The following is a 12,802-nucleotide window of genomic DNA, read 5'->3' on the forward strand; positions in this document are numbered from 1 at the left end:
TTCATTAATGTACTTATTTTTAAAGGAAAATAAATGTTTAGAAAGAGTGTGTATTGGGAAAACTAATATAATCAAATGTGTTTAACTAGGGTTTTTATTGTTTAAAATCCTTTTTATTTTGCCTGTGCATAACACTCAGGCAAAGAAAAAACGCTGGATTTGAGGGGTGAATCAGTTGACAGGCCAACTAGTTCAATATGGACGCCACCGCCAACGCAGAAGTTACGCGAGAATTAGTGAGGTTCTAGAATTACCGAATCTCATTGAAATTCAAACCGCTTCCTATCAATGGTTTCTTGATGAGGGATTGCGCGAAATGTTCCAAGACATTTCCCCGATAGCTGATTTTACAGGGAATTTAGTATTGGAATTTGTTGATTATAGTTTAAGCGAACCGAAGTATCCGGTGGATGAAGCGAAAGAAAGAGATGTTACATATTCTGCACCACTTCGTGTGAAAGTTCGTTTACTTAACAAGGAGACTGGTGAAGTAAAAGAGCAAGATGTATTTATGGGAGATTTCCCACTTATGACAGAAACGGGTACGTTTGTCATCAATGGTGCTGAGCGTGTTATTGTTTCACAGCTTGTTCGTTCACCGAGTGTCTACTACAGCAAAAAGGTAGATAAAAACGGTAAACAAGGATTTACTGCTACCGTGATTCCAAACAGAGGAGCTTGGTTGGAGTTTGAAACAGATGCCAAAGACGTTGTTTACGTTCGAATCGATCGAACTCGTAAACTTCCAGTAACTGTATTGTTACGTGCCCTTGGGTTTGGCTCTGATCAAGAAATCATCGATTTGCTTGGTGAAAACCATTACTTGAAGAACACGCTAGAAAAAGACAATACCGAGGGTACAGACAAAGCGTTAATTGAAATTTATGAGCGCTTACGCCCTGGTGAACCGCCAACAGTAGATAATGCGAAAAGTCTTTTAGATTCTCGCTTCTTTGACCCTAAGCGCTATGATTTAGCGAGTGTAGGGCGTTATAAAATCAATAAAAAGCTTCACATTAAAAATCGTCTTTTCAATCAAAGATTAGCTGAAACGTTAGTTGATCCTGAAACAGGTGAAATTATTGCTGAAGAAGGAACGCTTTTAGATCGTCGTGAACTTGATCGTATCTTACCTTTCTTAGAGAAGAATGTAGGGTATACGACAGTTACGCCTACTGGTGGAGTAGTGGAAGATCAAGATGTTGACCTTCAAGCAATTAATATTTATGCTGCTACGAATCAAGACGGTGAAGAAAAACAAGTTACGAAAGTAATTAGTAATGCAAACATTGAACATAACGTGAAAAACATTACACCTGCAGATATTATTTCTTCAATAAGTTATTTCTTTAACTTATTACATGGTGTAGGAGATACGGATGATATTGATCACTTAGGTAATAGACGTCTACGTTCTGTAGGGGAACTTTTACAAAATCAATTCAGAATCGGTTTATCTCGTATGGAACGTGTTGTTCGTGAAAGAATGTCAATTCAAGATACGAATGCAATTACGCCACAAGGGTTAATTAATATCCGACCGGTCATTGCTTCAATTAAAGAGTTCTTCGGAAGCTCGCAATTATCTCAATTCATGGACCAAACAAACCCGTTAGCTGAATTGACACATAAGCGTCGTCTATCAGCATTAGGGCCTGGTGGTTTAACGCGTGAACGTGCAGGGTTTGAAGTGCGTGACGTACATTACTCTCACTATGGACGTATGTGTCCGATTGAAACGCCGGAAGGTCCGAATATTGGGTTAATTAACTCATTATCAAGTTTTGCTAAAGTTAATAAGTATGGCTTTATCGAAACACCTTACCGTCGAGTAGATCCTGAAACTGGGAAAGTTACTTCACAAATGGATTACTTAACTGCAGATGAAGAGGACAACTATGTTGTTGCTCAAGCAAATGCGAAACTTGCAGAAGATGGTTCATTTATTGAAGAAAACGTTATTTCTCGTTTCCGTGGTGAAACAACGCCGTTTAGTCGTGAACGTGTAGATTACATGGATGTATCGCCAAAACAGGTAGTTTCTGCTGCGACAGCTTGTATTCCTTTCTTAGAGAATGATGACTCTAACCGAGCTCTAATGGGAGCGAACATGCAACGTCAAGCAGTTCCTTTAATGCAACCGGAAGCGCCGATTGTAGGAACAGGAATGGAGTATGTATCTGGGAAAGACTCAGGTGCTGCTGTTATTTGTAAGCATGACGGAATTGTAGAATTTTCTTCTGCTAGAGAAATTCGCGTTCGTAGAATAGAAGTTGTAGATGGAAAAGAAGTAGAAGGTAATCTTGATAAATATAAACTATTGAAATTTAAACGCTCTAACCAAGGGACATGCTACAACCAACGTCCGATTGTTGCCAAAGGAAATCGCGTTACAAAAGGTGAAATCTTAGCAGATGGTCCTTCGATGGAAAAAGGTGAACTTGGTTTAGGACGTAACGTTCTAGTAGGATTTATGACTTGGGAAGGTTATAACTACGAGGATGCAGTAATTATGAGTGAGCGTCTTGTAAAAGACGATGTCTATACATCCATTCATATTGAAGAATATGAATCTGAAGCTCGTGATACGAAACTCGGACCTGAAGAGATTACTCGTGACATCCCTAACGTAGGTGAGGATGCACTTCGTAATTTAGATTCACGTGGAATTATCCGTATTGGTGCTGAAGTACAAGATGGAGATTTATTAGTAGGTAAAGTTACTCCAAAAGGGGTTACAGAACTTACAGCTGAAGAACGTTTATTACATGCGATCTTTGGTGAGAAAGCTCGTGAAGTACGTGATACATCATTACGTGTGCCTCACGGTGGTGGAGGAATTATCCTTGATGTTAAAGTCTTCAACCGTGAAGATGGCGACGAATTACCACCAGGTGTTAACCAACTTGTCCGCGTTTATATCGTTCAGAAACGTAAGATTTCTGAAGGGGATAAAATGGCTGGACGTCACGGTAACAAAGGTGTAATTTCAAAAATTCTTCCTGAAGAAGACATGCCGTTCTTAGCAGACGGTACACCAATTGATATCATGTTAAATCCATTAGGTGTTCCTTCACGTATGAATATCGGTCAGGTGTTAGAACTTCACTTAGGAATGGCAGCAAGAACACTTGGCATTCACGTTGCATCTCCAGTATTCGATGGAGCTCGTGAAGAAGATGTATGGGAAACGCTTGATGAAGCAGGTATGGCACGTGACGGAAAAACAGTATTATACGATGGTCGCACTGGTGAACCATTCGATAACCGTGTATCTGTTGGTGTTATGTATATGATTAAACTTGCTCACATGGTTGACGATAAACTTCATGCTCGTTCAACTGGACCATACTCATTAGTTACGCAACAACCGCTTGGTGGTAAGGCACAATTCGGTGGTCAACGTTTCGGTGAGATGGAAGTTTGGGCTTTAGAAGCATACGGAGCTGCTTATACACTTCAAGAAATACTTACAGTGAAGTCCGACGATGTAGTCGGCCGTGTGAAAACATATGAAGCTATCGTAAAAGGTGAAAACGTTCCTGAACCAGGAGTTCCTGAATCGTTTAAAGTATTAATTAAGGAATTACAAAGTCTTGGTATGGATGTGAAGATGCTATCTATTGATGAAGAGGAAATTGAACTTCGTGATTTAGATGAAGAGGATTCACAATCAGCGGATAATTTAAACCTAAATATTGAAACGAAATAGGGTATAAACACCTGTAAATAAAAGGGAGGTCGGCCCCTTGCTGGACGTGAACAACTTTGAATATATGAAAATAGGGCTTGCTTCACCGGATAAGATCAGATCATGGTCTTACGGTGAAGTTAAGAAACCGGAAACGATAAACTATCGTACGTTAAAACCAGAAAAAGACGGTCTTTTCTGTGAACGAATATTTGGACCGACAAAAGATTGGGAATGTCATTGCGGAAAGTATAAGAGAGTTCGTTATAAAGGCGTTGTCTGTGATCGTTGTGGCGTTGAAGTAACGAGATCAAAAGTACGTCGTGACAGAATGGGGCACATTGAACTTGCTGCCCCTGTTTCTCATATTTGGTATTTCAAAGGAATTCCAAGTAGAATGGGTCTTGTTTTAGATATGTCTCCACGTTCACTGGAAGAAGTTATTTACTTTGCTTCATATGTAGTAACTGATCCAGGGGAGACTCCTCTTGAGAGAAAGCAACTTTTAACAGAGAAAGAGTACCGTTCATACCGTGAAAAGTATGGCAACACTTTCTCAGCTGGAATGGGCGCTGAGTCGATTAGAAAGCTATTAAAAGATATTGCTTTGGAAAAAGAGGTTGATGAATTAAGGGAAGAATTAAAAACGGCACAAGGGCAAAGAAGAACGCGTGCTATTAAGCGTTTAGAAGTGCTAGAGTCGTTCCGTAACTCTGAAAACAATCCGTCATGGATGATTTTAGATGTACTTCCTGTTATTCCACCAGAGCTTCGCCCAATGGTACAGCTTGACGGTGGCCGTTTTGCGACATCTGATTTAAATGATCTATACCGACGAGTAATTAACCGTAATAACCGTCTAAAAAGATTGTTAGATTTAGGTGCGCCGAACATAATCGTTCAAAATGAAAAGCGTATGCTTCAAGAAGCAGTTGATGCGCTTATCGATAACGGTAGAAGAGGACGTCCTGTAACTGGACCTGGTAATCGACCACTAAAGTCACTTTCACATATGTTGAAAGGAAAGCAAGGTCGTTTCCGTCAAAACCTTCTAGGGAAGCGTGTTGACTATTCAGGCCGTTCAGTAATCGTAGTAGGACCACACTTACAAATGTATCAGTGTGGATTACCGAAAGAGATGGCGTTAGAACTATTTAAACCATTCGTAATGAAGGAGCTTGTTGAAAAAGGACTTGCTCACAACATTAAGAGTGCAAAACGTAAAATTGAGCGTGTGCAACCGGAAGTATGGGATGTACTTGAAGAAGTTATTAAAGAACACCCTGTATTACTAAACCGAGCACCTACGCTTCATAGATTAGGTATCCAAGCATTTGAACCTACACTTGTTGAAGGCCGTGCGATCCGTTTACACCCATTAGTATGTACAGCATATAACGCTGACTTTGATGGTGACCAAATGGCAGTTCACGTTCCTTTATCATCTGAGGCTCAAGCAGAAGCTCGCCTTCTAATGCTTGCGGCACAAAACATCTTAAATCCTAAAGATGGTAAGCCGGTAGTAACACCTTCACAAGATATGGTATTAGGAAACTATTACTTAACACTTGAAAGAGAAGGCGCTATTGGTGAAGGATTTACATTTAAAGATACTTCTGAAGCGTTAATTGCATATCAAAATGGATATGTTCATTTACACTCACGAGTTGCAATACCAGCGAGAGCTACAGGTAACGCAACTTTCACAGAAGAAGAAAATAGCAAGTTACTTGTTACAACAGTTGGTAAACTAATCTTTAATGAAATCTTACCAAACACGTTCCCTTATATTAATGAACCTACGGAAAGTAACCTACAGGTGAAAACTCCAGATAAATACTTCATTGAAAAAGGAACGAATGTTAAAGAATTTATTAAGTCAAAAGAATTAGTATTACCATTTAAGAAAGGCTTCCTAGGAAAAGTCATTGCTGAAGTATTCAAGCAATATCAAATTACGGAAACTTCAAAAATGCTTGACCGTATGAAAGGCTTAGGATTTAAGTATTCGACGAAAGCAGGTATCACAATCGGTATCTCTGACATCGTGGTACTTCCTGAGAAACAGGAAATCATTTCTAGAGCTGATGAAAAAGTAAACCATGTTGCTAAGCAATTCCGTCGTGGTTTAATTACAGACGAAGAAAAGTATGATCGAGTAATTGCAATCTGGACTGCAGCTAAAGATGAGATTCAAGAGAAGCTTATGAGAACACTTGATAAAACGAACCCAATCTTTATGATGAGTGACTCAGGTGCCCGTGGTAACGCATCTAACTTTACACAGTTAGCTGGTATGCGTGGACTAATGGCTAACCCGTCTGGTCGTATTATCGAATTACCGATTAAGTCAAGTTTCCGTGAAGGATTAACGGTAACGGAATACTTCATCTCTACTCATGGTGCGCGTAAAGGTCTAGCCGATACAGCACTAAAAACTGCCGATTCAGGTTACTTAACTCGTCGTCTAGTAGACGTAGCCCAAGATGTTATTGTTCGTGAGCATGATTGTGGAACGGATAGAGGATTACTCGCTAGCCCACTGAAAAACGGTAATGAAGTTATTGAAAACTTATATGACCGAATTTTAGGTCGTGTATCGTTCAGAACAGTGAAACATCCAGAAACTAAAGAAGTTCTTGTTAAAAAGAATGACTTAATCACTGAAGATATCGCTCGTGAAATCATTGAAGCTGGTCACGAAGAAATCATGATCCGTTCAGCGTTCACGTGTGATACAAGACACGGTGTGTGTAAACAGTGTTATGGTCGTAACTTAGCGACAGGTTCTGATGTTGAAGTTGGAGAAGCTGTTGGAATTATTGCTGCACAATCAATCGGGGAACCTGGTACTCAGTTAACGATGCGTACGTTCCATACCGGTGGTGTAGCAGGAGATGATATTACACAAGGTCTTCCACGTATCCAAGAAATCTTTGAGGCTCGTCACCCGAAAGGTCAAGCTGTTATCACTGAAATCCGAGGTAAAGTTACTGAGGTTCAAGAAGTGAAGGATAAACAAGAAATTGTTGTCCAAGGTGAAGTGGAAACGAAAAATTATCCAGTCCCTTATGGCGCTAGACTTAAAGTTCAAATTGGCCAAGATGTATATCCTGGTGAAGAACTTACTGAAGGTTCAATTGATCCAAAAGAATTATTAAAGGTAAGTGGAATTAATAGCGTGCAAGAATACTTGCTTCGCGAAGTACAAAAAGTATATCGCATGCAAGGGGTAGAAATTGGTGATAAACACGTTGAAGTGATGGTTCGCCAAATGTTAAGAAAAGTTCGTGTAGTAGATTCAGGGGATACGGAAGTATTACCAGGCTCATTAATTGATATCCATCAGTTTAAAGATGCAAACAAAAAAGTACTTATTGAAGGCGGTCAACCAGCAGTGGCAAGACCGGTATTACTAGGTATTACAAAAGCGTCACTTGAGACAGACTCATTCTTATCTGCAGCTTCATTCCAAGAAACGACTCGAGTTCTTACAGACGCAGCAATTAAAGGTAAACGTGATGAATTACTAGGATTAAAAGAAAACGTAATTATTGGTAAGCTTGTTCCAGCTGGTACTGGAATGACAAAATATCGCAACCTTGCTGTTGAAAAAGAAGTAGAAGAAGATTTTGATGAAGAAGTAGAAGAAGTAGTTGCTCAAAAATCGAATTGAACTGTTGACATTAGATGATGAGAAATGATATTATTACGAAGTGCTTAAAAACCCCTGCTACTTTGGAGGATACGAAAACATATGTCTAATGATAAAGTACCGCAGGCTTCTAATGTTATTGTTGGAACAAAACAAACATTAAAAGCATTGAAAAATGGGTTAGTCAAAGAAGTATTGATCGCAGAAGATGCTGATCATAAATTGACCACAAAGGTGCTTTCACTAGCACAAGAGAAAAACGTTCCGATTAAAAAAATCGAAACGATGAAAAAGTTAGGGAAGCATTGTGGGATCGAAGTTGGTGCAGCTACAGCTGCAATAGTAAGATAATAACGTTTTTGCGAGGTGGTTTTACCGCCACCTCAGCAAAAACTTTGTTTTTGCCCACAAATGAACCACCTGGCTCAGTGGTCTTATAACTTTAAAAAAAAGAGAGGAGGAAAATAGATGCCTACTATTAATCAGTTAGTCCGTGCTGGACGTAAAACGAAAGTGAAGAAGTCTGACTCACCTGCTTTAAATAAAGGGTACAACAGCTTTATTAAAGCTCAAACAAATCAATCTTCTCCACAAAAGCGTGGTGTATGTACGCGTGTTGCAACAATGACACCTAAAAAGCCTAACTCGGCTTTACGTAAATACGCTCGTGTACGTTTAACTAATGGTATCGAGGTTAATGCTTACATTCCTGGAGTTGGACACAATCTTCAAGAGCACAGTGTAGTATTAATCCGTGGTGGTCGTGTAAAAGACTTACCAGGGGTACGTTACAAAATCGTACGTGGTGCTTTAGATACTGCTGGTGTTGAAGGACGTATGCAAGGACGTTCTAAATACGGTATGAAGAGACCAAAAGTTAAAAAATAATTGAAACATAACTTATAAAACATCTGGAAGGAGGGAATGTTATGCCACGTAAAGGTCCTGTAACTCGTCGTGAAGTTATGCCAGATCCTGTTTTCAATTCTAAAATTGTAAACCGCTTAATCAACCAAATCATGGTTGATGGTAAGAAAGGTAAGGCTCAAACAATTCTTTATGGAGCGTTCAACTTAGTACAAGAACGTTCTGGTAAGGATGCAATGGAAGTTTTCGAACAAGCTCTTAAGAACATTATGCCAGTACTTGAGGTTAAAGCTCGCCGTGTTGGTGGTGCAAACTACCAAGTACCTGTAGAAGTTCGTCCTGAGCGTCGTCAAACTTTAGGTCTTCGTTGGTTAGTAAACTACTCACGCTTACGCGGAGAGAAGACTATGGAAGAAAGACTTGCTAATGAAATCTTAGATGCAGCTAACAATGCTGGTGCATCAGTTAAGAAACGTGAAGATACTCACAAAATGGCAGAAGCGAACAAAGCGTTTGCTCACTACCGTTGGTAAGATAGCTTCATAAAATAAAAAAGAATATTTCATAATGGAAGGAGAAATACCCATGTCAAGAGAGTTCTCCTTAAAGAATACGCGTAATATCGGTATCATGGCTCACATCGATGCTGGTAAAACAACTGCTACAGAGCGTGTATTATACTATACGGGACGTATTCATAAGATCGGTGAAACTCATGAAGGTGCATCACAAATGGACTGGATGGAGCAAGAGCAAGAGCGTGGTATTACAATCACATCTGCTGCAACAACTGCTCAATGGAAAGGTCACCGTATCAACATCATTGATACTCCTGGACACGTAGACTTCACTGTTGAAGTTGAACGTTCATTACGTGTATTAGACGGAGCGGTTGCAGTACTTGATGCACAATCAGGTGTTGAACCTCAAACAGAAACAGTATGGCGTCAAGCAACAACTTATGGCGTACCACGTGTTGTATTCGTAAACAAAATGGATAAAATTGGAGCAGATTTCCTATACTCTGTAGGAACGCTTCATGACCGTTTAGATGCAAATGCACATGCAATTCAATTACCTATCGGTGCTGAAGATCAGTTCGAAGGTATCATTGACTTAGTAGAAATGGTTGCTTACTACTACTTAGATGATTTAGGAACTCGTGCTGAGCCACGTGAAATTCCTGAAGATATGAAAGAGCTTGCTCAAGAATATCGCGATAAGTTAGTAGAAGCAGTTTCAGAACTAGATGAAGATTTAATGATGAAATACCTTGAAGGTGAAGAGCTTACGAATGAAGAAATTAAAGCTGCGATCCGTAAAGGGACAATCAACGTTGAATTTTATCCTGTAATCTGTGGATCAGCATTCAAAAACAAAGGTGTACAACTAATGATCGATTCAGTAATCGATTACTTACCGTCACCAGTTGATGTTGCTGCAATCAAAGGAATCGTACCTGACACAGATGAAGAAGTTGTACGTGAATCAAGTGACGAGGCTCCGTTCTCAGCACTTGCATTTAAAGTTATGACTGACCCATTCGTAGGTAAGTTAACTTTCTTCCGTGTTTATTCTGGTATTGCTACAGCTGGTTCTTATGTAATGAACTCTACGAAAGGTAAGCGTGAGCGTTTAGGACGTATCCTACAAATGCACGCTAACTCTCGTGAAGAAATTGCACAAGTATACGCTGGGGACATCGCTGCTGCAGTAGGATTGAAAGATACTACTACAGGTGATACACTATGTGACGAAAAGAACTTAGTTATCTTAGAGTCTATGGAATTCCCAGAGCCAGTTATCTCATTATCTGTTGAGCCTAAATCAAAAGCGGACCAAGATAAAATGGGTACTGCTCTTGCTAAGCTTGCAGAGGAAGATCCAACATTCCGCACAAAAACTGATGAAGAAACGGGCGAAACAATCATCTCTGGTATGGGTGAACTTCACTTAGATATCATTGTTGATCGTATGAAACGTGAATTCAAAGTTGAAGCTAACGTTGGTGCTCCACAAGTTGCTTACAGAGAAACTATCCGTAAAGCAGCTAAAGTTGAAGGTAAATTCGTACGTCAATCAGGTGGTCGTGGTCAGTACGGACACGTATGGATCGAATTCGAACCAGCTGAAGAGGGTGCAGGATTTACATTCGAAAATAAAATTGTTGGTGGATCTGTTCCTCGTGAATACATCCCTGCAGTTCAAAATGGTATTGAAGAATCTATGCAAAACGGTATGTTAGCTGGATTCCCATTACTAGACATGAAAGCAACTATCTTTGATGGTTCTTACCATGATGTTGACTCGAACGAAATGGCGTTTAAAATCGCAGGTTCAATGGCTCTTAAGAATGCTAAGAAATATTGTGACCCTGCAATTCTTGAACCAATCATGAAGGTTGAAGTTGTAATCCCAGAAGAAAACATGGGAGACATTATGGGTGACGTAACTTCTCGTCGCGGACGCGTTGAAGGTATGGAAGCTCGCGGTAACGCACAAGTTGTTAAAGCGATGGTTCCACTTTCTGAAATGTTCGGATATGCGACTTCACTACGTTCACGTACACAAGGTCGCGGTACATTCACAATGCATTTCGATCATTATGAAGAAGTACCTAAGAGCATCTCTGAAGAAATTATTAAAAAATCAGCAGGTCAATAACTTATTGATTGTTAGATTTGAAAAAATAATGTAAGCTAAGAAATGGGAAATCTAGAGTTTCTGATTTCTTAGTTTCATATATACTTAAAGCAAATTAAAGGAGGATATATTATAATGGGTAAAGCTAAATTCGACCGTTCAAAGACACATGCGAACGTTGGTACAATTGGTCACGTTGACCACGGTAAAACAACTTTAACAGCTGCAATCACTACTGTATTATCAAAGTCTGGTGGCGCTGAAGCACGCGCTTACGATCAAATCGATGGTGCTCCAGAAGAGCGCGAGCGTGGAATCACAATCTCAACTGCACACGTTGAGTATGAAACTGCTACTCGTCACTATGCACACGTTGACTGCCCAGGACATGCTGACTATGTTAAGAACATGATCACTGGTGCTGCACAAATGGACGGAGCTATCTTAGTAGTATCTGCTGCTGATGGCCCAATGCCACAAACTCGTGAGCACATCTTACTTTCTCGTCAAGTAGGTGTACCTTACATCGTAGTATTCTTAAACAAGTGTGACATGGTTGACGACGAAGAATTACTTGAATTAGTAGAAATGGAAGTTCGTGACTTATTATCTGATTACGATTTCCCTGGTGACGACATTCCTGTAATCAAAGGTTCAGCTCTTAAAGCTCTTGAAGGAGATGCTGAGTGGGAAGCACGCATCCATGAATTAATGGAAGCTGTAGACACTTACATTCCAACTCCTGAGCGTCAAACTGATAAGCCTTTCATGATGCCTGTTGAGGATGTATTCTCAATCACTGGTCGTGGAACAGTTGCTACAGGACGTGTTGAGCGTGGACAAGTAAAAGTTGGAGACGAAGTAGAAATCCTTGGTTTAACTGAAGAGCCAGGAAAAACTACTGTAACTGGTGTTGAAATGTTCCGTAAGCTTCTTGACTATGCTGAAGCTGGAGACAACATTGGTGCATTACTACGTGGTGTATCTCGTGAAGACATCCAACGTGGTCAAGTACTAATCAAGCCAGGTACTGTTAAAGCTCACACTAAGTTCAAAGCTGAAGTTTACGTTTTATCAAAAGAAGAAGGTGGACGTCATACTCCATTCTTCACTAACTACCGCCCTCAGTTCTACTTCCGTACAACTGACGTAACTGGTATCACTCAATTACCTGAAGGTGTTGAAATGGTAATGCCTGGTGACAACGTTGAAATGACTGTAGAATTAATCGCTCCAATCGCTATCGAAGAAGGAACTAAGTTCTCAATTCGTGAAGGTGGACGTACTGTAGGTGCAGGTGTAGTTGCTTCAATTCAAGAATAGTAACTAACCTTACTTTTAACTCCCTATTTTATAAATAGGGAGTTTTTTCTATTTCTAAATAACCCTTGAAATGACACGGTTCGACAGTTATAATAATAAAAGTGTGGTTTGAACGAATTCACAAGATTACTACTTGCAAAGAATATAAAATCTATGTATAATATGTAATGTTGTGTTCAAACACTGCGATGATGTGGGAGGTTGCTGACACACCAGGCCCCTTTGCCATGGCAGGTGTAGGAATTTCCACGGAGAATGTCTATTATAAAATGGGCGAAAAAGGAGGGAATATAATGGCAAAAGAAAAGATTCGTATTCGTTTAAAAGCTTATGATCACAGAATTTTAGATCAATCAGCAGAGAAGATTGTTGCAACAGCGAAACGCTCAGGTGCTTCTGTATCTGGACCGATCCCATTACCAACTGAGAAGGCGGTATACACGATTTTACGTGCGGTACACAAATACAAAGACTCTCGTGAGCAATTTGAAATGAGAACACATAAGCGTCTTATCGATATCGTTAATCCAACGCCACAGACAGTTGACTCATTAATGAGACTTGATTTACCGTCTGGTGTAGATATCGAAATTAAGCTATAATATTGAATTTTAATTAACTTG

The 12,802-nt window shown here is 39.9% G+C and carries 8 protein-coding genes; all 8 read left to right on the forward strand.

The features are described 5' to 3' along the window. Positions 1–175 precede the first annotated feature (175 nt). The 8 genes from rpoB to rpsJ all read left to right on the forward strand — a co-directional run bounded on the left by rpoB (position 176) and on the right by rpsJ (position 12,781). The gene (gene rpoB / locus CIB95_RS14625) at positions 176–3,712 is read left to right on the forward strand and encodes a DNA-directed RNA polymerase subunit beta (RefSeq protein ID WP_094926371.1); all 3,537 of its coding nucleotides are present in this window, start codon (positions 176–178) and stop codon (positions 3,710–3,712) included. A 37-nt stretch (positions 3,713–3,749) separates the two neighbouring features. Then, positions 3,750–7,367 carry a DNA-directed RNA polymerase subunit beta' gene (gene rpoC, locus CIB95_RS14630; protein ID WP_094926373.1) on the forward strand — a complete coding sequence of 1,206 codons (3,618 nt, stop codon included), beginning with the start codon at positions 3,750–3,752 and terminating at the stop codon, positions 7,365–7,367. An 81-nt stretch (positions 7,368–7,448) separates the two neighbouring features. After that, positions 7,449–7,697: a 50S ribosomal protein L7ae-like protein gene (locus CIB95_RS14635; RefSeq protein WP_094926375.1), complete on the forward strand. Its 249-nt coding sequence runs from the start codon at positions 7,449–7,451 to the stop codon at positions 7,695–7,697. 117 nt (positions 7,698–7,814) lie between these two features. Next, a complete protein-coding gene (rpsL, locus tag CIB95_RS14640; protein WP_094926377.1) occupies positions 7,815–8,234 on the forward strand; it encodes a 30S ribosomal protein S12 in 420 nt (139 codons plus the stop codon). A gap of 41 nt (positions 8,235–8,275) precedes the next feature. Further along, positions 8,276–8,746 (forward strand): 30S ribosomal protein S7, encoded by a 471-nt coding sequence (gene rpsG, locus CIB95_RS14645; protein ID WP_094926379.1) that lies wholly within the window; start codon positions 8,276–8,278, stop codon positions 8,744–8,746. A gap of 52 nt (positions 8,747–8,798) precedes the next feature. Further along, positions 8,799–10,877, forward strand: coding sequence for an elongation factor G (fusA, locus tag CIB95_RS14650; protein ID WP_094926381.1), 2,079 nt, complete (start codon positions 8,799–8,801; stop codon positions 10,875–10,877). 114 nt (positions 10,878–10,991) lie between these two features. Beyond that, positions 10,992–12,179 carry an elongation factor Tu gene (gene tuf / locus CIB95_RS14655; RefSeq protein WP_094926383.1) on the forward strand — a complete coding sequence of 396 codons (1,188 nt, stop codon included), beginning with the start codon at positions 10,992–10,994 and terminating at the stop codon, positions 12,177–12,179. A 293-nt stretch (positions 12,180–12,472) separates the two neighbouring features. Then, positions 12,473–12,781 carry a 30S ribosomal protein S10 gene (rpsJ, locus tag CIB95_RS14660; protein ID WP_094926479.1) on the forward strand — a complete coding sequence of 103 codons (309 nt, stop codon included), beginning with the start codon at positions 12,473–12,475 and terminating at the stop codon, positions 12,779–12,781. The last annotated feature ends 21 nt before the right edge of the window (positions 12,782–12,802 follow it).

This window comes from Lottiidibacillus patelloidae (assembly GCF_002262935.1).
Classification (GTDB): Bacteria; Bacillota; Bacilli; order Bacillales; family SA5d-4; genus Lottiidibacillus; species Lottiidibacillus patelloidae.